At 42.7% G+C, this 21,863-nt stretch carries 24 protein-coding genes; all 24 read left to right on the forward strand.

What is annotated here, in order from left to right; genetic code table 11:
- The first annotated feature begins 108 nt into the window (after positions 1-108).
- The 24 genes from OTG27_RS00945 (at position 109) to spoIID (ending at position 21,850) form a co-directional block, all read left to right on the forward strand.
- A complete protein-coding gene (locus OTG27_RS00945) occupies positions 109-477 on the forward strand; it encodes an ATP synthase subunit I (RefSeq protein ID WP_191930439.1) in 369 nt (122 codons plus the stop codon).
- A gap of 22 nt (positions 478-499) precedes the next feature.
- Positions 500-1,216: a F0F1 ATP synthase subunit A gene (gene atpB, locus OTG27_RS00950; RefSeq protein ID WP_034315819.1), complete on the forward strand. Its 717-nt coding sequence runs from the start codon at positions 500-502 to the stop codon at positions 1,214-1,216.
- A 72-nt stretch (positions 1,217-1,288) separates the two neighbouring features.
- On the forward strand, positions 1,289-1,513 hold the full coding sequence (atpE, locus tag OTG27_RS00955; RefSeq protein ID WP_034315818.1) for a F0F1 ATP synthase subunit C: 225 nt from the start codon (positions 1,289-1,291) through the stop codon (positions 1,511-1,513).
- Positions 1,514-1,663: 150 nt separating this feature from the next.
- On the forward strand, positions 1,664-2,179 hold the full coding sequence (gene atpF / locus OTG27_RS00960; RefSeq protein WP_034315815.1) for a F0F1 ATP synthase subunit B: 516 nt from the start codon (positions 1,664-1,666) through the stop codon (positions 2,177-2,179).
- Positions 2,176-2,712, forward strand: coding sequence for a F0F1 ATP synthase subunit delta (locus OTG27_RS00965; protein ID WP_034315814.1), 537 nt, complete (start codon positions 2,176-2,178; stop codon positions 2,710-2,712). The genes atpF and OTG27_RS00965 overlap by 4 nt, the downstream gene beginning before the upstream one ends.
- Before the next feature lie 24 nt (positions 2,713-2,736).
- A complete protein-coding gene (gene atpA, locus OTG27_RS00970) occupies positions 2,737-4,245 on the forward strand; it encodes a F0F1 ATP synthase subunit alpha (protein ID WP_034315812.1) in 1,509 nt (502 codons plus the stop codon).
- A 37-nt stretch (positions 4,246-4,282) separates the two neighbouring features.
- Entirely contained in the window at positions 4,283-5,143 is an 861-nt protein-coding gene (locus OTG27_RS00975) for a F0F1 ATP synthase subunit gamma (protein ID WP_034315808.1), read from the forward strand.
- A gap of 88 nt (positions 5,144-5,231) precedes the next feature.
- A complete protein-coding gene (atpD, locus tag OTG27_RS00980) occupies positions 5,232-6,629 on the forward strand; it encodes a F0F1 ATP synthase subunit beta (RefSeq protein ID WP_034315806.1) in 1,398 nt (465 codons plus the stop codon).
- 25 nt (positions 6,630-6,654) lie between these two features.
- The gene (locus OTG27_RS00985; protein WP_034315803.1) at positions 6,655-7,056 is read left to right on the forward strand and encodes a F0F1 ATP synthase subunit epsilon; all 402 of its coding nucleotides are present in this window, start codon (positions 6,655-6,657) and stop codon (positions 7,054-7,056) included.
- A 339-nt stretch (positions 7,057-7,395) separates the two neighbouring features.
- Positions 7,396-7,770 carry an NADH-quinone oxidoreductase subunit A gene (locus OTG27_RS00990; RefSeq protein WP_057278185.1) on the forward strand — a complete coding sequence of 125 codons (375 nt, stop codon included), beginning with the start codon at positions 7,396-7,398 and terminating at the stop codon, positions 7,768-7,770.
- 26 nt (positions 7,771-7,796) lie between these two features.
- Positions 7,797-8,273, forward strand: coding sequence for a NuoB/complex I 20 kDa subunit family protein (locus tag OTG27_RS00995; protein WP_170946902.1), 477 nt, complete (start codon positions 7,797-7,799; stop codon positions 8,271-8,273).
- Positions 8,274-9,632 (forward strand): NADH-quinone oxidoreductase subunit C, encoded by a 1,359-nt coding sequence (locus OTG27_RS01000; RefSeq protein WP_268935979.1) that lies wholly within the window; start codon positions 8,274-8,276, stop codon positions 9,630-9,632.
- A gap of 5 nt (positions 9,633-9,637) precedes the next feature.
- The gene (locus OTG27_RS01005) at positions 9,638-10,735 is read left to right on the forward strand and encodes an NADH-quinone oxidoreductase subunit D (protein ID WP_034315793.1); all 1,098 of its coding nucleotides are present in this window, start codon (positions 9,638-9,640) and stop codon (positions 10,733-10,735) included.
- Positions 10,736-11,743, forward strand: a complete 1,008-nt coding sequence (gene nuoH / locus OTG27_RS01010) for an NADH-quinone oxidoreductase subunit NuoH (RefSeq protein ID WP_048685830.1) — start codon at positions 10,736-10,738, stop codon at positions 11,741-11,743.
- 33 nt (positions 11,744-11,776) lie between these two features.
- Positions 11,777-12,196: an NADH-quinone oxidoreductase subunit NuoI gene (gene nuoI, locus OTG27_RS01015; RefSeq protein WP_034315789.1), complete on the forward strand. Its 420-nt coding sequence runs from the start codon at positions 11,777-11,779 to the stop codon at positions 12,194-12,196.
- Complete coding sequence (locus OTG27_RS01020; RefSeq protein ID WP_048685826.1) at positions 12,193-12,711, forward strand: NADH-quinone oxidoreductase subunit J; 519 nt, start codon at positions 12,193-12,195, stop codon at positions 12,709-12,711. The genes nuoI and OTG27_RS01020 overlap by 4 nt, the downstream gene beginning before the upstream one ends.
- A complete protein-coding gene (nuoK, locus tag OTG27_RS01025; protein WP_034315785.1) occupies positions 12,708-13,022 on the forward strand; it encodes an NADH-quinone oxidoreductase subunit NuoK in 315 nt (104 codons plus the stop codon). The genes OTG27_RS01020 and nuoK overlap by 4 nt, the downstream gene beginning before the upstream one ends.
- Positions 13,023-13,056: 34 nt before the next feature.
- On the forward strand, positions 13,057-14,928 hold the full coding sequence (gene nuoL, locus OTG27_RS01030; protein WP_268935980.1) for an NADH-quinone oxidoreductase subunit L: 1,872 nt from the start codon (positions 13,057-13,059) through the stop codon (positions 14,926-14,928).
- On the forward strand, positions 14,925-16,448 hold the full coding sequence (locus OTG27_RS01035) for a complex I subunit 4 family protein (RefSeq protein ID WP_268935981.1): 1,524 nt from the start codon (positions 14,925-14,927) through the stop codon (positions 16,446-16,448). The genes nuoL and OTG27_RS01035 overlap by 4 nt, the downstream gene beginning before the upstream one ends.
- A gap of 3 nt (positions 16,449-16,451) precedes the next feature.
- The gene (gene nuoN / locus OTG27_RS01040) at positions 16,452-17,978 is read left to right on the forward strand and encodes an NADH-quinone oxidoreductase subunit NuoN (protein WP_268935982.1); all 1,527 of its coding nucleotides are present in this window, start codon (positions 16,452-16,454) and stop codon (positions 17,976-17,978) included.
- 149 nt (positions 17,979-18,127) lie between these two features.
- Positions 18,128-18,370, forward strand: coding sequence for a DUF1146 family protein (locus OTG27_RS01045; protein WP_034315776.1), 243 nt, complete (start codon positions 18,128-18,130; stop codon positions 18,368-18,370).
- Positions 18,371-18,528: 158 nt separating this feature from the next.
- Positions 18,529-19,278: a YwmB family TATA-box binding protein gene (locus OTG27_RS01050; protein WP_098186789.1), complete on the forward strand. Its 750-nt coding sequence runs from the start codon at positions 18,529-18,531 to the stop codon at positions 19,276-19,278.
- A 32-nt stretch (positions 19,279-19,310) separates the two neighbouring features.
- Positions 19,311-20,612 carry a UDP-N-acetylglucosamine 1-carboxyvinyltransferase gene (murA, locus tag OTG27_RS01055; protein ID WP_034315774.1) on the forward strand — a complete coding sequence of 434 codons (1,302 nt, stop codon included), beginning with the start codon at positions 19,311-19,313 and terminating at the stop codon, positions 20,610-20,612.
- Between the two features lie 200 nt (positions 20,613-20,812).
- Entirely contained in the window at positions 20,813-21,850 is a 1,038-nt protein-coding gene (gene spoIID / locus OTG27_RS01060) for a stage II sporulation protein D (protein WP_223255874.1), read from the forward strand.
- Positions 21,851-21,863 lie beyond the last annotated feature (13 nt).

Genomic DNA, 21,863 nt, shown 5'->3' on the forward strand with positions numbered 1-21,863 from the left:
CGTGTCAAATAGAAGTAAGTTTTTGACCTTCTATTTGGACTTGTTACGGGCAAATTCTCCTAAGCTAAACAAGATACTACAATATTTCTAGGGAGATTACATGACAAAATGCTAGAATTGGAAAAGATGTTCAATAGGCAGCTAAAATACATGTTGTATTTAATGGGTATTTATCTACTTGGGGCGGTTTTCACTTCCCATGATTCAGTCTTCCAAGGATTATTGCTTGGAACTGCCTTCAGCCTATTTATATTCTGGTCAATGGTCAAAAAGAACAAGAAGTTCGCCCAAGAGGTTGCCGAAGGAAAGAAAACGCGCTCCCTTGGTAGTTTAACTAGAATGTCTGTAGCGGGTTTAGCTGCAATTATTGCATTGAGATATCCTGGTGAATTTCAGGTTGTCTGCGTGGTTGTGGGATTAATGACAGTTTACTTTGTCATTATGATAGATTATTTTATGCAAAACATACGTAGGTAGTAAAGAAGAGAGGTGAATACTGTTGAATCATGAAGCTCCTATGTGGGAATTTATGAATACCGGAATACATTTCAACTTGGCTAATGTTCTTATGATGACCATCGCAAGTCTCATTGTCTTCATTATTGCTGTAGCAGCAACTCGAAAACTTGCGATGAAGCCAACAGGTATCCAAAACTTTATCGAATGGGTTATGGATTTTGTGAAAAATATCATCAACAGCAATATGGATTGGCGTACGGGTGGTCAGTTCCTAATGTTGGGAATGACGTTAATATTGTACGTATTTGTTTCAAACATGTTAGGGTTGCCGTTCTCGATTGTAATAGGACATGAACTTTGGTGGAAATCACCTACATCTGATCCGGCAATAACTTTAACTTTGGCAGTTATGGTAATGGGTTTAACTCATTATTATGGTATCAAGATGAGAGGCATGAAAAATTATGCCAAAACTTATGTTCAGCCAATGGGTTTCTTGTTTCCGTTAAAGATTATTGAGGAGTTCGCTAATACGTTAACTCTAGGATTGCGGCTTTACGGGAATATTTATGCGGGTGAGTTACTATTAACTTTACTTGCTGGACTAGGAACAAGTGGTGTTGTGGGTGCAGCCACTGCTGCATTACCGATGTTAGCTTGGGAAGGGTTTAGTATCTTTGTCGGGTCCATTCAAGCTTTTATCTTTACTATGTTAACGATGGTTTATCTTTCCCATAAAGTAAGTGACGACCATTAATTATAAATATTGTTCATTTAGAACATTATATTGATGAAAAAATAAAACAACATTTCAAGGAGGAAATTTATCATGACAGGTTCTTTAGGTCTTATAGCTGCTGCTATCGCAGTTGGATTAGGTGCACTAGGTGCGGGTATTGGTAACGGTCTTATCGTTGGGCGTACAATTGAAGGAATGGCTCGTCAGCCAGAAGCTCGTGGTATGCTTCAAACTACAATGTTCGTTGGTATTGCATTAGTTGAGGCACTTCCAATCATCGCTGTAGTTATCGCGTTTATTGTAATGGGTAAATAAGATAACTTGAAAAAGTTCAATAATGGCGAAGATGATCCAAGGAGACCCTTCGCCATTGCTCTGTGTTAAAGTGAACATTTATGGCAGTGATACTGTCAATCGAAAATACAGAACTTCAATAGTGAATCTCATGAAGGGAGTGAACCGAGCGTGTTAACAAGCAATTTTGTTCTTGGTCAAGTCCACTTTAATGGTGGAGATATCATATACCAGCTTGTAATCTTTATTATTTTGTTAGCGTTGCTTAAGAAGTTTGCATGGGGTCCGCTAATGGGCATCATGAAAGAACGTGAAGAGCATGTTGCGAATGAAATTGAAGCAGCTGAAGTTAGCCGGAAAGAAGCACTGAAATATTTAGAAGAACAGCGTGAAATCGTAAAACAATCTCGCACTGAAGCGGGACAACTTATAGAGAATGCTAAGCAGCAAGGCGAAGCACAACGCGAAGATATTATTAATCAAGCGCGTGCAGAGGCTGAACGTGTTAAAGAATCAGCAAAACGTGAAATCGTTCAAGAGAGAGAAAAAGCAGTTGCCGCCTTACGCGAGCAAGTAGCTTCATTATCTGTCATGATCGCCTCTAAGGTGATTGAGAAAGAACTTTCATCAGCTGATCAAGAAAAACTAATCAATGAATATATTCAAGAGGCAGGAGAAGGTAAATGAGCGATATAACTGTAGCAGGACGTTATGCTGTAGCTCTTTTCCAAATTGCGAAAGAGCAAAATCTCATTAACCAACTTGAAGAAGAGCTTCGCATAGTGAATGAAGTTTTCACAAATGATAAAGATCTATTAAGCTTCTTGGCTCATCCTAAAATGACTAGAGATGCAAAAAATACAATGCTTGCAAATGCATTTGCAAGTCTTTCGTCTTCCGTTCGAAACACTGTAATGTTAATGGTGGAGCGTCATCGTACAGATGAAGTGATTCCTATGGCACAAGAGTTCATTGAACTTGCGAATGAAGAAAATTCAGTTGCGGATGCGACTGTTTATACAGTAAATCCATTAACTGAAGCTGAAGCGGAGGCTGTGTCTTCAGCTTTTGCTGCAAAGATCGGCAAACGTAATTTGCGTATCACTAATGTTACGGATAGCAATATTCTTGGCGGTATCAAACTTCAAATCGGTAACCGTATTTATGACGGAACGATACGTGGGAAGCTTGATCGCCTTAGCAAACAACTATTAGGTTAATATTCACAGATAGGGGTGAAATTCATGAGCATCAAAGCTGAAGAAATCAGTGCGCTGATTAAAAAGCAGATTGAAAACTATCAGTCGGAAATTAAAGTAAGCGATGTAGGTACAGTAATCACTGTTGGTGATGGTATCGCTCGCGTTCATGGTTTAGACAATGCAATGGCTGGGGAGCTCTTAGAATTTTCTAATGGTTCAATGGGATTGGCACAAAACCTTGAGCAAAATAACGTAGGTGTTGTTATTCTTGGACCATTCAGAGACATTCAAGAAGGCAGTGAAGTACGCCGTACTGGCCGTATCATGGAAGTACCAGTTGGAGAAGAATTAATCGGGCGTGTCGTGAATCCGTTAGGACAACCATTAGATGGTCTTGGTCCGATCGCTACAACAAAAACTCGTCCAATCGAAAGCCCTGCTACAGGTGTTATGGACCGTAAATCCGTTCATGAACCATTACAAACAGGAATTAAAGCAATCGATGCGCTAGTACCTATCGGACGTGGACAACGTGAGTTAATCATCGGTGACCGTCAAACTGGTAAAACATCAGTTGCGATCGATACAATCCTTAACCAAGCTGACCAAGATATGATCTGTATCTATGTGGCTATCGGTCAAAAAGAATCAACTGTTCGTGGAACTGTTGAAACACTGCGTAAAAATGGTGCATTGGATTACACAATCGTTGTATCTGCATCAGCTTCTCAACCAGCACCACTTTTATACCTAGCGCCATATGCTGGTGTGACTATGGGTGAAGAGTTCATGTTCGCTGGCAAGCACGTTCTTGTGGTTTATGATGATCTTTCTAAACAAGCATCTGCATACCGTGAACTTTCCTTGCTACTTCGCCGTCCTCCAGGTCGTGAAGCATTCCCAGGGGATGTATTCTACTTGCACTCCCGTTTACTTGAGCGTGCAGCTAAATTGAATGACACTTTAGGTGCCGGTTCAATCACTGCGCTTCCATTTGTTGAAACACAAGCAGGCGACATCTCTGCTTATATTCCAACAAACGTAATTTCCATCACTGATGGACAAATCTTCTTGCAATCCGATTTGTTCTTCTCGGGTGTACGTCCTGCGATTAACGCTGGTCTATCCGTATCCCGTGTTGGTGGATCTGCACAAATTAAAGCGATGAAGAAAGTTGCTGGTACTTTACGTCTAGACTTAGCTTCTTATCGTGAATTGGAAGCATTCTCTCAATTCGGTTCTGATCTTGATGCTGCAACTCAAGCAAAACTTAACCGTGGTGCTCGTACAGTTGAAGTTCTAAAACAAGATCTAAACAAACCGATCAAAGTTGAAAAACAAGTCATGATTTTCTATGCATTGACTAAAGGTCATTTAGATGATATTCCAGTATCGGATATCCTTCGTTTTGAAGAAGAATACTATGTATTCCTAGATCGTTCTCATCCGGAATTATTAGATCACATTCGCACAACGAAAGGTCTTCCTGAAGATGCTGCTATCGTTGCTGCAATTAACGAGTTCAAAAAGAACTTCGTTATTTCTGAATAATAAGGTCTAACTAATTTATAAAGGGTGGTGAGAATGAATGGCCTCTTTACGCGATATTAAGTCTCGGATTACTTCAACGAAAAAGACGAGTCAAATTACAAAAGCGATGCAGATGGTATCTGCTTCTAAAATGAACCGTGCTGAAGCTAATGCTAAAGCATATGTTCCATATATGGATAAAATTCAAGAAGTAGTATCAAGTATTGCGAACGGAAGTACGGGTGCATCTCATCCAATGCTTGTCTCGCGTCCAGTTAAGAAAACCGGTTACCTGGTAATCACATCGGACCGCGGATTGGCAGGAGCATACAATAGTAGTATCCTTCGCCACGTTCATAAAACCATTCTTGAACGCCATAAATCCAATGATGAGTTCGTCATTATCGCAATCGGAAGGGTTGGCCGTGATTTCTTTGTCAGCCGTAACATGCACGTAGAGCTTGAAGTAACTGGAGTTCCTGATCAGCCTTCTTTCGCTGACATTAGCTCCCTTGCAAAATCAACAGTGAATTTGTATCTAAATGAACTGTGTGATGAGCTTTACATGTACTATAACCATTATGTCAGCCCAATCCAGCAGGATGTAACGGAAACGCAAGTCCTTCCGTTAGCTGACTTTAATACTTCCAATGCAGCAATGACTTCTTATGAATTTGAACCGAATGCAGAAGAAATCCTTGAGGTATTACTGCCTCAGTACGCAGAAAGTTTAATTTATGGTGCTTTGCTAGATGGTAAAGCAAGTGAGCACTCTGCACGTATGACTGCAATGAAAAATGCGACCGATAATGCTAAAGAATTGATTGATTCACTTTCATTGCAATATAACCGTGCACGTCAGGCCGCAATTACTCAAGAAATAACGGAAATTGTCGGCGGTGCAGCAGCTTTAGAATAAAAATTATTAAAGGGACGGTCGGACCGGACGATGCTTGGCCGTTCCATAAACTAGATTGTCGTTACAAGCAACGTTAGGAGGGAAAACGATGAATATAGGACGCGTTACTCAAGTTATGGGTCCGGTTGTTGACGTGAAATTCGAAGACGGACAACTTCCTAAGATCTATAACGCGTTAAGAATCGAAAATACAGCGTCTGGTACAGGACTAACTCTTGAAGTAGCCCTTCAACTAGGTGATAATACAGTTCGTACTGTAGCAATGTCTTCCACTGATGGTTTAACCCGTGGTGCAGAGACTGTTGATACAGGAGCTCCAATTTCCGTTCCTGTAGGTGAAGTAACACTAGGCCGCGTTTTCAACGTATTAGGGGAAAACATTGACCTATTCGAACCACTTACAGCAGAGGTGCGCCGTGATCCAATTCACAGACAAGCACCAACTTTTGAGGACTTATCAACAACAGTTGAAATCCTTGAAACTGGTATTAAAGTAGTAGATTTACTTGCTCCTTACATTAAAGGTGGTAAAATCGGTCTCTTCGGTGGAGCCGGTGTTGGTAAAACTGTACTTATCCAAGAACTTATCAATAACATCGCACAAGAGCACGGCGGTATCTCGGTATTCGCTGGTGTAGGTGAGCGTACTCGTGAAGGTAATGACCTTTTCTACGAGATGACTGATTCCGGTGTTATCAAGAAAACGGCAATGGTATTCGGACAAATGAACGAGCCGCCAGGTGCACGTATGCGTGTAGCTCTTAGCGGTTTGACAATGGCTGAATATTTCCGTGACGAACAAGGACAAGACGTTCTATTCTTCATCGATAACATTTTCCGTTTCACACAAGCAGGTTCTGAGGTTTCCGCCCTACTAGGACGTATGCCTTCAGCGGTTGGTTACCAACCAACTCTTGCTACTGAAATGGGCCAATTGCAAGAACGTATCACTTCAACAAATAAAGGTTCAGTTACATCCATTCAAGCGATCTATGTACCTGCCGATGACTATACGGATCCGGCTCCAGCTACAACTTTCGCTCACTTGGATGCAACAACTAACCTTGAGCGTAAACTTTCTGAAATGGGTATCTACCCTGCGGTTGATCCATTGGCGTCTTCTTCTCGTGCCCTTAGCCCAGAAATCGTTGGGGCTGAGCACTATAAAGTGGCTCGTCAAGTGCAATCGACTTTACAGAAATATAAAGAACTTCAAGATATTATTGCCATCTTAGGTATGGACGAATTAAGCGAAGACGAAAAAGTAATCGTTCAACGTGCTCGTAGAATTCAAAACTTCTTGTCACAAAACTTCCACGTGGCTGAACAATTCACTGGTCAAAAGGGATCTTATGTACCAGTTAAAGAAACAGTCCAAGGATTCAAAGATATCCTAGCTGGAAAATATGACGAACTTCCAGAAGATGCTTTCCGTCTAGTTGGCCGCATCGAAGAAGTTGTTGCTAAAGCAAAAGAAATGGCTTAATTAAAGGGACCTAGGAGGGAATGAAATGAAGACCATTAAAGTCAATGTTGTTACTCCCGATGGCCCAGTATATGATGCAGAAGTTGAAATGGTAAGCACTAAAGCTAAAAGCGGTGAGCTGGGAATCATGGCTGGACACGTTCCAACTGTAGCCCCGCTTACCATTGGTGCTGTCCGTCTTAAAAATGGAAGCAACACAGACTATGTAGCTGTAAATGGTGGCTTCTTAGAAGTTCGCCCTGATGTGGTAACCATTTTAGCTCAATCTGCTGAAAGAGCTGAAACTATCGATCTTGCACGTGCTCAAGCAGCAAAAGCCCGTGCTGAACAAAGATTGCAGAACAATGATGGATCAAATGATGCCAAAAGAGCTGATTTAGCGCTTAAACGTGCAATCAACCGAATCCAAATTGCAGAAATGCGATAACTTTAATTGATGAAAACACCTGATCAAACCATTCGTGGTAAGATCAGGTGTTTTTTTATCCAGATGGTTTTTGAAGATTATTGACATGGAATATCAGAATTAGGAGTAAAATGTCGAATTATAGAGTAAAGTATTTTCCATTTTAAACCTTAACTCGTCGACATGCTTTTATCCTAATGTTATAATGTATACGCTTACATTTATTACTTCATACCCCTCCTTTCACGTTGCTTCTAAAAGAATGTTACCCTGCATAATATTTATAACGTATCCAAAATGAAGACAAGCAAACTTAAATTGTAGCCATTTAACATGATATATCCATAAAGGGAGATGAACATGGGACAGCTGCATATTTACCAAAATAATTATTTAATTGTATTTGTTTTCCTTTGTCTCGGAATTTTATTACCTGTGATCGCTTTATTTCTTGGTAGACTGCTAAGGCCTTATAAACCGACAGATATGAAGTATACGACTTATGAAAGCGGAATCGAACCTTTTCAGGATTCAAGGGTTCAATTCAATGTTAGGTATTATCTATTTGGATTGATGTTCGTCATATTTGATGTAGAAACGGTTTTTCTTTACCCATGGGCGGTTGCCTATGATGAACTCGGACTGTTTGCATTGATTGAAATGCTGTTTTTTGTCGTGATCCTTATGCTAGGCCTAATCTATGCTTGGAAAAAGAAGGTGTTAAAGTGGAATTGAAGTTGGATGAACTTACCCCTAAAGAAATGGAAGAAATGCGCCACAGTATTTTCTTATCCACACTTGAACAAATAAAAGGCTGGGCTAGAAGTAACTCACTCTGGCCAATGACATTCGGTTTGGCATGTTGTGCAATTGAAATGATGGGTGTCGGCTCCTCTCATTATGATTTGGACCGATTTGGTTCTTTTTTTCGGACATCCCCCAGACAATCGGATGTCATGATTGTTTCAGGAACGGTAACGAAAAAAATGGCTCCAATAATAAGTAGATTATACGAACAAATGCCAGAACCGAAATGGGTTATTGCAATGGGCTCCTGTGCAACTGCTGGCGGGCCTTATGTTCACTCTTACTCAGTGGTCAAAGGGGTAGATCAAATTGTACCTGTCGATGTGTATATACCGGGTTGTCCCCCAAACCCAGCTGCACTTATTTACGGAATCAATAAATTAAAAGAAAAAATCCGTTATGAGGCGAAAACCGGAAAGCGGGTGATATAGATGAGTGAAAAGGAAGACTTAGCGAAACAAAAGGCAGAGGCCGCGGCCAGGGCGAAGGCTGTAGCATTGGCCCGAAAACAGGCGAAAGAAGAAGCTCCAGAAAAGCCGGAAGTCGACATGGATATAGCGAAGCAGAAGGCGGCGGCAGCGGCAAAGGCGAAAGCAGCTGCGTTGGCCCGAAAACAGGCGAAAGAAGAAGCGGCAGAAAAGCCGGAAGTCGACATGGATATAGCGAAGCAGAAGGCGGCGGCAGCGGCAAAGGCGAAAGCAGCTGCGTTGGCCAAAAAACAGGCGAAAGAAGCGGCAGAAAAGCCGGAAGTCGACATGGATATAGCGAAGCAGAAGGCGGCGGCAGCGGCAAAGGCGAAAGCAGCTGCGTTGGCCAAAAAACAGGCGAAAGAAGAAGCGGCAGAAAAGCCGGAAGGTGAAATGGATATAGCGAAGCAGAAGGCGGCGGCAGCGGCCAAGGCAAAGGCAGCCGCACTGGCCAAAAAACAGGCGAAAGAAGCAGCAGAAAAGCCGGAAGGTGAAATGGATATAGCGAAGCAAAAGGCGGCGGCAGCGGCCAAGGCAAAGGCAGCCGCACTGGCCAAAAAACAGGCGAAAGAAGCAGCAGAAAAGCCGGAAGGTGAAATGGATATAGCGAAGCAAAAGGCGGCGGCAGCGGCCAAGGCGAAGGCAGCTGCATTGGCCCGGAAACAGGCGAAAGAAGAAGCGGGAGAAAAGCCGGAAGGCGAAATCGATGCAGCGAAGCAAAAGGCGGCGGCAGCGGCCAAGGCGAAGGCAGCAGCCGCTGCCAAAGCGAAAGCTGCTGCTGCTGCTGCGAAGAACAGGACAGCTGCACAGGAAAGCGAGGAAGCTGACACCCCTAGCGAAATTTCCCCAAATCAGTCGAAACTCGATCAAATTGTTTCTGCTATTGAAAGCCATGTAGGACAAGGGGCATTATTAGAGAACTATATTAATAGACTATCAAAAGATGTACCCACTTTAGTGGCTAACCCGGATACATATTTCTCAATAGCCAAATTTCTGCAGTATGATGAACAGCTTGACTTTTCGTATTTATCGGAACTTCATGGTACGGATTTTGAATCCCATATGGAAATCTATGTACATTTACACTCATTCAAAATGAACCAATCAGTTGCCTTGAAGGTGAAGCTTGATAGGGATACTCCCGTTATCCCATCATTGGTCCCATTATGGTCAGGTGCAAATTGGCCAGAATGTGAGGCGTATGATTTATTGGGCATTAACTTTTATGAACACCCTGATTTAAAGCGGATTTTACTTGGGGAAGATTGGAAAGGGTATCCCCTTAGAAAAGATTATGAGCCTTATGATGTGGAGGTATAAACCCTATGTTAAGGACGGAAGAAATGCTTCTCAATGTCGGGCCGCAGCATCCGAGTACACATGGTGTTTTTCGGCTTGTCATCAAGATTGACGGTGAGATTATCAAAGAGGCTACACCTGTCATCGGGTATCTGCATCGGGGTACGGAAAAGCTAGCGGAAAATCTGCAATATACACAAATAATCCCATATACTGACCGGCTCGATTATCTGGCGGCAATGACAAATAATTATGTACTTTGCCATGCTGTTGAGACAATGATGGGGGTGGAGATCCCTGAAAGGGCAGAATATTTGCGGGTCATCGCAATGGAATTGGGCAGAGTTGCAAGCCACCTCGTCTGGTGGGGTACATACTTGCTGGATATAGGTGCAACGAGTCCTTTCCTTTACGCATTCCGAGAGCGTGAAATGATCGTTAATTTATTGACTGAATTGTCAGGGGCACGCCTAACATTCAATTATATGCGTGTCGGAGGTGTGAAATGGGATGCTCCTGAAGACTGGATTGCGAAGGTTGCCGAGTTTGTCCCTTATATGAGGGAGCAGCTTGCAGGTTACCATGAGCTTGTGACAGGGAATGAAATCTTTGTTAATCGGGTTAAAGGGGTGGGCATCTATTCGAAGGAAGAAGCATTGCAGTATTCGCTTAGCGGTGCCAACTTAAGGTGTACAGGTGTGAAGTGGGATTTACGAAAAAATGAACCATATTCCATTTATGACAGGTTCACATTCGATGTTCCTACAAGGGAAGAGGGGGATGCCTTTTCACGCTATCATTGTAGAATGGAAGAAATCGAAGAGTCACTGAAAATCATCGAGCAGGCGGTTGAGCAATTTCCAGAAGGGCCGGTCCTTGCTAAGGTCCCTAAAATAATAAAGGTTCCTAAGGGTGAGGCATTTGTCCGAATTGAATCACCAAGAGGGGAAATAGGCTGTTATATCGCGAGTGAAGGGAAAAAGGAGCCATACCGCTTGAAATTCCGCAGACCTTCGTTTTATAATCTGCAAATTCTTCCGAAATTATTGGAGGGGGAAAATATGGCGAACTTGATAACGATTTTAGGTGCAATCGATATCGTGTTAGGGGAGGTGGATGGATAAATGATCAAGGATCTTCTCCATTCCGCTCCAAGCCTGCTGAATTTTGGCATTTTTTTCGGTTTGGCAGTCCTGCTCCTGTTTGTCGTATTAGGGTTTGTAACCTATGGAATCCTTTCAGAGCGTAAAATCATGGGATTCATGCAGATGCGTGTCGGCCCAAACCAAATTGGAGGGAAATGGGGTCTTTTACAGACCGTTGCTGATGTTTTGAAACTTCTGATCAAGGAAGATACGATACCCAAGAAAGCTGATAAGCCGTTATATATTTTAGCTCCAGTAATTGCTTTTGCTCCCGCTTTCATGGTCCTTGCCACCTTGCCGTTCACCGATGCCTTCCAATTTGCTGATATAGGTGTCGGACTGCTTTATTACATGGCGATTTCCGGCATATCGACCATCGGCATCGTCACTGCAGGTTGGGCATCCAATAATAAGTATTCTTTGATTGGCGGAATGAGGGCAGCCGCGCAAATGATATCTTATGAGATCCCTTTGGTGATGTCGCTAGTGGGCATCGTCCTCATAACAGGCAGTTTAAACTTGAATGATATAGTCGCAGCCCAGGAAAAGGTTTGGTTCATTTTTCTTCAGCCGGTTGCGTTCATCGTGTTTTTCATTGCATCGGTTGCCGAGTTGAACAGGGTTCCTTTTGACCTTCCGGAAGCGGAATCCGAACTTGTAGCAGGCTATCATGTTGAATACTCTGGATTTCGCTGGGCCTTCTTTATGTTATCCGAATATGTGTATATGTTTGCAATGGCAACGCTAACCACTGTATTATTTTTAGGGGGATGGAATTCTATTCCGTTTTTGGATTTTATTCCGGCGGCCATCTGGTTCGGTCTGAAGTTCAGTGCCGTATTCTATATATTGGTCTGGATCCGTGTAACCTTTCCTCGGATAAGGGCTGATCAATTGATGGAATTCGGATGGAAAGTACTGCTTCCGGTTGCATTGGCAAATATATTTTTGACGGCACTAATAAAAGAATTGCTTAACCTTTTTTAGAAACTTAAGCTGGTCGGAAAGCGAGGGATTTATATGCTTGGTTTAGCAAAAGGTTTAACCTATACATTAAAGAACTTGACGAGGAAAAAAGTGACCTATGACTACCCGAATGAGCCGCTTCCGCTCCCTGACCGATTTCGCGGAATCCAAAAATTCTATCCTGAAAAGTGTATCGTATGCAATCAATGCGTGACGATTTGTCCAACGGATTGTATTCAATTAACTGGTAAGAAACATCCGGACCCGTCGAAAAAAGGGAAAATCATCGAGACGTATGACATCAATTTCGAGATTTGCATTTTATGTGATTTATGTACGGAGGTCTGCCCTACAGAAGCGATCGTGATGACGAATCAATTCGAGCTTGCCGAGTATAGCCGTGATCATCTATTTAAAAACCTGGAGTGGCTGGATGAAAATGATGAAAATATCCGGAAGGTGAATAAAGTATGAGTTTGTCGGGTGAATTGATTGCCTTTATTGGATTGGCACTTGTCGCGATAGTAGGCGGGGTGTTGCTGATTACCTTAACAAAAGTGGTGCACATGGTTATCGCACTTGTTTTTACTTTCTTGGGCATTGCAGGCATTTATATGTTGCTCTCGGCAGAGTTTGTCGCCATTGTCCAAATCCTTATTTATTCAGGGGCAATTACGATCGTGATGCTATTCGGGATTATGCTGACAAAACACCAGGAAAATGATGCACCGGCTAAAGGGGGCTGGGGGAATTTCTCCTTGCTGGCAGCGATTGCCGGATTTGCCGTAGCAGTGTATCTGGGGATTTATAATCTGGATATACCTGTACAGCCAACGGCGTTGCATGAGGAAAATACAAAGCAAATAGGAATCGAACTTTTTTCAAAATATGTAATTCCATTTGAAGTGATGTCGGTACTCCTGCTTGTTGCTTTAGTCGGTGCCATCGTATTGGCTAAAAAAGATGATGAGGAGGGAGATCGATCATGACGGGAGTTCCTTTGTCGGCTTATCTTGTATTGGCTCTCGTTTTATTTTGTATAGGGCTGTATGGTGCCTTGACGAAAAGAAATGCGGTCATTGTTTTGATTTCAATCGAGCTGATGCTGAACGCTGCAAATATCAATTTAGTGGCCTTCAGTAAATTCGGGGTAACGCCATCCATTACGGGTCAAGTTTTTTCCTTATTCACGATTACGATTGCTGCAGCGGAGGCAGCTGTAGGGCTGGCCATACTAATGTCCCTTTATCGCAATCGTAAGACGGTCAATGTCGATGAAATGGAAATGATGAAGAATTGAAGGTTTATATAATTGAAGAAGGGGATTTGATACGATGATGGAGCACGCATGGCTCATACCAATCTTTCCACTCGTCACGTTTCTGGTTCTGCTTCTATCAGGCGGGCGGTTGCGGGAGCGAGGCGCTTTTATAGGAATAATATGTACAGTGGCTTCGTTCGTTTTATCGTTGCTTGTCCTGATCGAGCGATTTAAAGAACCTACTTATAATATATCGATAGATTGGCTTTCCTTCGGAGGGACGCAACTTTCAGCTGGATTCGAAATCAATCAGCTCAATGCCTTGATGCTTGTGGTCGTTTCCCTTGTCAGCCTGCTTGTCCAGATATATTCGAAGGGGTATATGAAGGGTGAAGTACGATTCTCCATTTTTTATGCTTATCTGGGCTTCTTCACCTTTGCCATGCTTGGACTAGTCATGGCCCCCAATTTATTACAACTTTATATCTTCTGGGAATTGGTCGGGGTGGGGTCTTTCCTGCTCATTGGTTTTTACTTTTATAAACTGGAAGCTAAGGCTGCGGCGAAGAAGGCATTCATCATGACCAGGATTGGGGATGTAGGGCTATTAATCGGCATCATTCTACTATTCTGGGAAACAGGCAGCTTTGAATATGGAGAGATCTTTCAAGCCGTTCAGTCGGGCATGATATCAAGTGAAAAACTTACATTAATTGCTATTTTGATTTTTATCGGTGCGGTTGGGAAGTCTGGACAATTTCCACTTCATACATGGCTTCCGGACGCAATGGAAGGCCCGACTCCGGTTTCCGCATTGATACACGCAGCAACCATGGTTGCTGCAGGGGTATACCTGGTGGCGGCCATGTTTCCGTTATTCATGGCTAGTTCTGCTGCGATGCAGGTAGTGGCCATAACAGGTGGGATTACAGCCATACTTGCCGCAAGCATTGCCATAGTGCAAAAGGATGTTAAGCGTGTATTGGCCTATTCGACCATCTCTCAGCTTGGTTTTATGATGCTTGCTTTGGGTACTTCGGGATATGTGGCCGGGGTGTTTCATTTAATGACCCATGCATTTTTTAAAGCTTTGCTGTTTTTGGCAGCAGGCAGTGTTATTCATGCTATACATACACAAGATATGGAAAAAATGGGCGGCTTATGGCGCAAGTTGAATTGGACCGGTCCGCTGTTCTTGACTGGCACGTTGGCGATATCGGGGTTTCCGTTGCTCTCGGGCTTTTTCAGTAAAGATGAAATTCTAATGGCAGCTTGGGAGAATGGTAGTTATATATTGTTTGGTCTAGCGGTGGTTACCTCCTTTTTAACTGCGTTTTATATGTTCCGGCTGTTTTTCATGATGTTTGCAGGTGATTCGCGCAGTCAGACAGAACAGGTCAAGGAATCACCTTTCATCATGCTAATTCCCATGCTCGCATTGGCTTTGCTTGCTGTAATCGGTGGGTATATCCAAACACCGTGGTTTGGAGCTTTTCTTGGGGAATGGCTTGTGGAGGGAAATGAAGCTCTTTTAGGCGCCAGCCATAGTGAGGGGCCCGTTTGGATAATGTTGATGGCCGTGCTTGTGTCGCTGGCCGGGATTTACCTTGCTTATATGATATACGTTAAAAAGAAGTTATCTCGGGAATGGCTTGTCAAAGAAAACTCCGAGGTATATAGGATTTTGGAAAATAAGTATTACATTGATGAGATTTATCATTTTACTGCAGGCTATGCAATCAAAGGCTTTAGTATATTCCTATCTTATATTGAAAGGTTCATTATCGGTGGCCTTGTTTCCACTGTAACAAGTTCAATAGAAGGATTGGGGAAAATAGGGTCTAAACTGCAAACGGGACAGGTACAGCAATATGGCATGATAGCCTTTCTGGGACTTGCGGTACTGTTGGTGATTTTTGCAGTAACTGGGGGGTATCTAAGATGAATGTCTATTTGCTCTCGCTTTTAGTGTTTTCACCGCTGCTGGGCATCGTGATGGTTGCCCTCATGCCGAAAAAAGAGGAAAGGACGATTAAACAATTTGGTTTTTTCGGAACACTGCCTCCCCTTTTCCTATCATTCTTTCTTTGCAGCCAATATTATTCGGGTGTGGCCCTATCCATATTTGACATTAAGTTGAATTGGATCAGGTTTGGAAATTTGGAGATGTATGATCCCAAGCTCTTCACGGTTGATTTTGAGCTGGGGCTGGATGGCTTAAGTCTCATCTTCATATTACTGACAACAATCATTTCATCACTGGCCGCAATCGCATCCATTTATATAAAAAAAGAATGGAAAGGGTATTATTTATTATTTTTGATCCTGGAGATTGGAATGCTCGGTGTCTTCACGGCAGAAAATTTGATCCTTTTTTTCATCTTTTTCGAAATGACTTTGATTCCTGCTTTCTTTTTGATTGGCAGATGGGGCTTTCTGGAGAGGGAGAAAGCTTCTTATAGTTTTCTGATCTATAATGGCATTGGTTCGGCTGTTTTATTGGTGGCCATTTTGATTTTGTTTGCCAGGACAGGTACGACCAACATTACAGCATTGACACAGATGATGACAATGGGCGGCGTTTCGCTTTTTGCACCCATATCCGGTTCGATGAAATATGGTTTATGTCTTGCATTTCTCGTGGCATTTGCGATAAAGCTGCCGGTCTTTCCCTTTCATAGCTGGATGGTGCGGGTCCATGCAGAAGCACCTCCATCCATAGTCATGATACATGCCGGTGTCTTATTGAAAATTGGGGCGTACGGAATCATCCGGTTTGGAATGGGGATATTTCCTGAACAATATAAAAGCTTGGCCTTTACCATAGTCCTATTTGGGGTCCTCAGTTTTTTATATGGTGCTTTTCTGGCATTGGTACAAACGGATTTCAAGCTCGTTTTAGCCTATTCATCAATCTCGCATATGGGTATCGTCATGATGGGGCTGGGAGCCTTGAATGAAGCGGGCATTCAGGGAGCTATTTTTCAAGTCATCTCACACGGGCTAATTGCTGCTTTGTTGTTTTTCTTGGTTGGAGCGTTGTATGAGCGTACAGGAACCATGATGCTTCCTAGGCTTGGAGGGCTGGCCAAGTCGATGCCGATTTTTTCAGGGTTTATGTTAGCTTCTGGGATGGCATCACTCGGTTTGCCTGGCATGTCCGGTTTCATCAGTGAATTCATGGTATTTCTTGGCTTATTCAAGAGTCAGCCGTTGCTTGCGGCAATAGGGGTGATCGGGCTGGTATTAACCGCTGTTTATGTACTGAGGGCGGTCATGCTTATGACTTTCGGGAAAAATGATAGCTTGATAGAAAACGAGAAATGGGACCTAAGGGGCTGGGAGTTTTTGCCGGCGTTGGTTCTTCTCGGTTTGATAATATCTGTTGGGGTATACCCAAATTTGTTAGGCGGGCCTCTTCAAGGAACGATTGAAGCCATGATGCTTGCTCTAGGGGGGCGATGAAGGATGGATTGGAACACGATGCTTTCTTATGATTGGGGAGCGATGATGCCGGAATTCATCATTCTTGGAACGACCATGATTCTTTCGATACTGGATTTATTCTGGCCGAAGCACTTTAATCGGAGAAAACTGGCATGGCTCGCGCTAACCGGAATCATTTTGGCATGTTTGTCACTGATTAGCCTGCTGTCCTTTGAGACAGTCAGTATCTTATCCGATACGTTTCGTTTAGATTCATTTGCAAAAGCTTTTAAGCTGCTACTATTATTCGGAGCGGCCCTGATCATCCTTCTGGCTGAAGGATATGAACCGCGAGAGGGGCTGCGTGAGCACCGGGGGGAATTTTATTATCTGTTCCTGACCGCTTTGCTTGGAGCGATGATCATGTCCTCAAGCGGTGATTTGATCACGCTGTTCGTTGGACTGGAACTTCTTTCACTTTCATCTTATATATTAGTCGGAATGCGCAAGCATGATCGGAAGTCCAACGAAGCGTCCATGAAGTATGTGATAAACGGAGGCATTTCCACAGCAATCACCTTATTCGGGATGAGCTATTTATATGGAGTGACCGGTTCCGTCAATCTAGGCGAAATGAGCAGGACGATGGCTGCGATGACGGACGGGCAGCTGCAATATATCATGGGGCTCGCTTTCTTCATGGTATTTGTCGGTGTATCCTTCAAGATAGCTGCCGCACCGTTTCATATGTGGGCGCCGGATGTCTATGAAGGGGCACCGACACCGGTCGCAGCCTTCTTGAGTGTAATTTCGAAAATGGCGGGTTTCGTCATCATCCTGCGCCTTTTTCTTTCGTTGTTCCTAACGGCTTCCGGTGATACGTTCGGGGCGCTAGATTTTTTGGATAAAAATAATATTTATATAGCTTCATTGGCGGGGCTGACGATCATCATTGGAAATGTGGTTGCGTTAAGGCAGCAAAATTTAAAACGAATGTTTGCCTATTCAAGCATCGCTCATGCGGGTTACCTGCTTGTGGCGGTGGCAACATTGGGCGGGGGATATTTCCTGCTTGATACTGTCTGGTTTTACCTAATGGCTTATGTATTAATGAATATCGGTGTATTTGCAGTCATTCAGCTGCTCTCCAGTCAAAGTGGGTCCGAAGATATCAGCATCCTTGCAGGAATGGGGAGGAAATCCCCGTATCTTGCCATGGCATTCACCGTATTCATCCTGTCGCTTGCTGGAATTCCCGGGACGACAGGTTTCATTGGCAAACTCAATATTTTTCTTGGGACATTCATAACGGAGCCTGGACATTTCGTCCTTGCGGGAATCATGATTGCAGGTACCATTGTGTCCTATGTGTATTATTTCGGATTATTGGTGCAGGTCTTTTTCCGACCGATTCATTCAGAGAAGGTCATTAAAATTCGTCCGGGTCTTCACATCGTATTGATCATATGCGTAATAGGCACCATACTTTTCGGGGTGGCGCCAAATATTGCCTTTGATTTTATTCATGATCAATTTGGTGATTTTACAGACTTTATTTCGAGTAAATGATATAATGCCTGTATCAGAGGCTTGTTCCATTGGATCAAGCCTCTATTTACAGTTTTAAAAAGATATTTTGCAATTCTTCCTTTTTAATTCCAAATATGATGGGGTTTTGTGTTAGAATAGAACTCGGGTGTCTTTTAGGAGGTATGTACATGTTTTCAGCAATGGGACAGCAGGCTTTGACAGGAATAATTGCACACTTGTTTTTCATCGCAGTTACCTGGTGGGCTTTACAGGCATTACATTTTGATAAAATGTTAAGATCCAATTCGGTCATCAAGGCCAGGGTATTATATATTTTATTAACGGTTGCCATCGGTTCAGTTGTAAGTAATTTCTTCCTCGACTACCTGGGATTTGCAAACCAACTTCCGTATATGTTTAGTAATGACTGATAAGCTGTAAGAATATTCTTATAGCAAAATATGATTCTACTCTTGTATTCGCTATTGCTTCCTGCAAGTTTAATGGGAAGGTGTCACCAATTGTCGGAAAACTCGAAGTATGATCTCTCTCCTTATGGAAAGAATGTGTAAAAGGGGAGGGATTTAACATGTATTTTTTAAATAAAAAAATGTTAACATACATAGTATTTCTCGGTTTGACGGTGATTTTAATTGGGAATAGTACGATTGTGGCAGAAAGTAAACCAGATATAGTTAAAATGGTGGGACTGTTACAGGAAGATAAAGATTTAGACATAGGGGATTGGTCTGTACTCACTAGAGAAATAAATAAAGAGATTACAACTAAACAAGAGTTTGAAAGCGAAGTTACAGCTTTAAAACGAAAATACCCTCAATTTCAATGGCATCGGAAAGATGATGCTTCCGGCTGGAAGGCTGAGGCGTTAACTTACAATGTCGATTCAGGTCTGACCGAGTCTATCAAAATAATGACAACGGAAGAGAAATTTGATAAAGTTACCTATGTTATTTACGAAGTGAAGGGGAAAAAGTGGAAGAAAGCCAATAATGCCTTTTTTACCGCTACGTTCCAAAACAGGGTGAATGACCTATTTATAGGAACTCCTTCAATTTTTTCTTGTATTAAAGGGTCTATCAATGATAATATGGATTCGGTTTTAAACTCTAAAACTGAAGACCTGTTAGATATGTTCCAAGCAAGGGAAATTGAGAGTGTGCACGAAACAAACTTTACATCTATATCTGCACATTCAACTTTGTTTAAACAACCTTTGACAAAAGAAAAATTAAATTTGCAGTTTGGGCTACGGACAGAAGGATTGGGTGACCGAACGAACTTTGTAGTTGGCACACCAATCATAACGTTTGAATATTAATATAGAGAAAATGGACGCGGAGGGGAATACTTTTGGAAAAAATCATCGTCCGCGGCGGAAAAAGGCTTAGCGGGACAGTTAAAGTAGAAGGTGCTAAAAACGCCGTTTTGCCAGTTATCGCTGCAACATTATTAGCAAGTGATGGGAAAAGTATCATTAAAGATGTTCCTACGCTCTCCGATGTATATACAATCAATGAAGTATTGCGCAACTTAAATGCAGATGTTGCCTTTCATGACAATCAAGTAACTGTAGATGCATCAAGAGAGTTATTAGAAGAAGCACCATTTGAATATGTACGTAAAATGAGAGCTTCCGTTTTAGTGATGGGCTCATTACTGGCAAGGAATGGCCGGGCCCGCGTTGCTCTTCCTGGTGGCTGTGCCATCGGATCACGTCCTATCGACCAGCATTTAAAGGGCTTTGAAGCGATGGGAGCAAAAGTGAAGGTCGGCAATGGTTTCATTGATGCCGAGGTAGAAGGCAGACTTAAGGGTGCAAGAGTGTATCTTGACTTCCCAAGTGTTGGTGCCACCGAAAACATCATGATGGCTGCTACGCTTGCTGAAGGTATTACGATTCTTGAAAATGTGGCCAAAGAGCCTGAAATTGTAGATCTTGCGAATCTCCTTAATAAAATGGGTGCCAAAGTCAGAGGTGCCGGTACTGGTACGATGAGAATCGAAGGTGTCGATAAATTATATGGCACTGAACATACGATTATACCTGACCGTATCGAAGCTGGTACATTCATGACAGCGGCCGCTCTTACTGGCGGAAATGTTCTTGTTCAAGGAGCTGTACCTGAACACCTTACTTCCCTTATTGCTAAAATGGAGGAAATGGGCGTTAAAATTCTTGAAGAAGAAGATGGATTACGCGTTATCGGTCCAAAAACCTTGAAGGCCATTGACATCAAAACAATGCCGCATCCTGGTTTCCCGACTGATATGCAATCGCAAATGATGGCATTATTACTGCGTGCTGAAGGAACAAGTATGATTACGGAGACCGTTTTCGAAAACCGTTTCATGCATGTTGAAGAATTCCGTCGCATGAATGCCAATATTAAAATAGAAGGCCGTTCCGTTATCGTTAATGGTCCAACTAACATTCAAGGTGCTGAAGTAGCTGCAACAGATTTACGTGCCGCTGCAGCGCTCATCCTGACTGGATTGGTTGCAGATGGCATTACACGTGTTACAGAATTAAAGCATCTTGACAGAGGATACGTGAATTTCCATGGTAAATTGGCATCTCTAGGTGCTGATGTGGAACGTATTAACGAAGATGTGCCTGCTGAAACAAAAAAAATTGCAGATTTAAACGCATAAGTAGCTTATAAAACCATTCACGTTCGAGTCTCCGAACCGTGAATGGTTTTTTTTATCATGTTCCGGATTCTTGGCCGACAGTTAAATAGTTGTCGCTTTTCTATTCATAAATGCTTGTCCTTCGACATACATTTGTTATGTAAAGATACCTGCTGGATACGATAATACGGCAGAGAACAAGTGTAGGGAGGCTCAGGAATTTGAAAGCAATCAAACCGATGGTCGTACTATTCATAGCAGTAGCATTCGTAATTATCATGATTCCGGCAGTGCTTGTGCTTCCATTTTCAAATGATAAGACAAGTGGGCAGTTAACCGAGCAGTTGGAAAAGAAAGGGAAGAGTGAGGGCAAAGAGGTAGCGGCAAATGAAATGAGTTCCGTAGAAGTTGCCGTTTACCGCACATCAGCAAAAAGGATTGAAAAACTGCCGATTGAATCGTACTTGAGTGGTGTGGTTGCAGCTGAAATGCCAGCAGATTTTGAAGAAGAAGCGCTGAAAGCACAAGCGTTGACGGCGAGAACCTATATTGTCAATCAGCTCATAAGCGAAAGTCGATTAGGCTTGCCCGATGGTGCCGATGTAAGCGATACGGTCATGCACCAAGTTTATAAGAATAATGATGAGCTGAAAAAACAGTGGGGCTCTGATTATAAATGGAAAATGCAAAAAATTAACAAGGCCATAAAAGAAACGGCGGGTCAAATCTTAACCTATGAAGGAAAACCGATTACTGCCACTTTTTTTTCGACAAGCAATGGCTATACGGAGAATTCAGAGGACTATTGGCAAGCTGAATTCCCCTATTTAAAAAGTGTATCCAGTCCATGGGATAAAGAAGAATCACCAAAATTTTATAATAAAGTAGTAGTCGCTACTGCAGATTTTGAGAGAAAATTGGGTGTAAGTCTTTCTTCGGGAACATCCATAGGAACTGTCATTGAAAGAACATCAGGTAATCGCGTAGGTGTAGTGGATATCGGAGGAAAGAAAATGACAGGAAAACAGATTCGTGAGAAGCTCGGGCTGACATCTTCCGATTTTGACTGGGAGCGTCAAGGCAACCGGATTGTGATCACGACAAAAGGATCTGGACACGGAGTTGGAATGAGCCAATACGGTGCTAATGGCATGGCCAGGGAAGGGAAAACCTATGAAGACATCGTGAAATATTATTATAAAGGCGTCAAAGTTCAGTCTTCAAGTAAGTGGTTGAATACGATGACGGCAAAAAAATGAGAGATGGGAATTC

The organism is Peribacillus sp. AS_2 (assembly GCF_026891895.1).
GTDB lineage: Bacteria > Bacillota > Bacilli > Bacillales > DSM-1321 > Peribacillus > Peribacillus frigoritolerans.

What these genes read in the sequence shown, in the direction of transcription:
- atpD (WP_034315806.1), top strand. Translation starts at nt 5,232, where the DNA reads ATGAATATAGGACGCGTTACTCAAGTTATGGGTCCGGTTGTTGACGTG.
- atpE (WP_034315818.1), top strand. Translation starts at nt 1,289, where the DNA reads ATGACAGGTTCTTTAGGTCTTATAGCTGCTGCTATCGCAGTTGGATTA.
- OTG27_RS01005 (WP_034315793.1), top strand. Translation starts at nt 9,638, where the DNA reads ATGTTAAGGACGGAAGAAATGCTTCTCAATGTCGGGCCGCAGCATCCG.
- OTG27_RS01050 (WP_098186789.1), top strand. Translation starts at nt 18,529, where the DNA reads ATGTATTTTTTAAATAAAAAAATGTTAACATACATAGTATTTCTCGGT.
- nuoH (WP_048685830.1), top strand. Translation starts at nt 10,736, where the DNA reads ATGATCAAGGATCTTCTCCATTCCGCTCCAAGCCTGCTGAATTTTGGC.
- OTG27_RS01045 (WP_034315776.1), top strand. Translation starts at nt 18,128, where the DNA reads ATGTTTTCAGCAATGGGACAGCAGGCTTTGACAGGAATAATTGCACAC.
- OTG27_RS00995 (WP_170946902.1), top strand. Translation starts at nt 7,797, where the DNA reads ATGGAAGAAATGCGCCACAGTATTTTCTTATCCACACTTGAACAAATA.
- OTG27_RS00975 (WP_034315808.1), top strand. Translation starts at nt 4,283, where the DNA reads ATGGCCTCTTTACGCGATATTAAGTCTCGGATTACTTCAACGAAAAAG.
- nuoK (WP_034315785.1), top strand. Translation starts at nt 12,708, where the DNA reads ATGACGGGAGTTCCTTTGTCGGCTTATCTTGTATTGGCTCTCGTTTTA.
- OTG27_RS01020 (WP_048685826.1), top strand. Translation starts at nt 12,193, where the DNA reads ATGAGTTTGTCGGGTGAATTGATTGCCTTTATTGGATTGGCACTTGTC.
- nuoN (WP_268935982.1), top strand. Translation starts at nt 16,452, where the DNA reads ATGGATTGGAACACGATGCTTTCTTATGATTGGGGAGCGATGATGCCG.
- nuoL (WP_268935980.1), top strand. Translation starts at nt 13,057, where the DNA reads ATGATGGAGCACGCATGGCTCATACCAATCTTTCCACTCGTCACGTTT.
- OTG27_RS00985 (WP_034315803.1), top strand. Translation starts at nt 6,655, where the DNA reads ATGAAGACCATTAAAGTCAATGTTGTTACTCCCGATGGCCCAGTATAT.
- nuoI (WP_034315789.1), top strand. Translation starts at nt 11,777, where the DNA reads ATGCTTGGTTTAGCAAAAGGTTTAACCTATACATTAAAGAACTTGACG.
- atpA (WP_034315812.1), top strand. Translation starts at nt 2,737, where the DNA reads ATGAGCATCAAAGCTGAAGAAATCAGTGCGCTGATTAAAAAGCAGATT.
- OTG27_RS00945 (WP_191930439.1), top strand. Translation starts at nt 109, where the DNA reads ATGCTAGAATTGGAAAAGATGTTCAATAGGCAGCTAAAATACATGTTG.
- OTG27_RS00990 (WP_057278185.1), top strand. Translation starts at nt 7,396, where the DNA reads ATGGGACAGCTGCATATTTACCAAAATAATTATTTAATTGTATTTGTT.
- OTG27_RS01000 (WP_268935979.1), top strand. Translation starts at nt 8,274, where the DNA reads ATGAGTGAAAAGGAAGACTTAGCGAAACAAAAGGCAGAGGCCGCGGCC.
- OTG27_RS01035 (WP_268935981.1), top strand. Translation starts at nt 14,925, where the DNA reads ATGAATGTCTATTTGCTCTCGCTTTTAGTGTTTTCACCGCTGCTGGGC.
- OTG27_RS00965 (WP_034315814.1), top strand. Translation starts at nt 2,176, where the DNA reads ATGAGCGATATAACTGTAGCAGGACGTTATGCTGTAGCTCTTTTCCAA.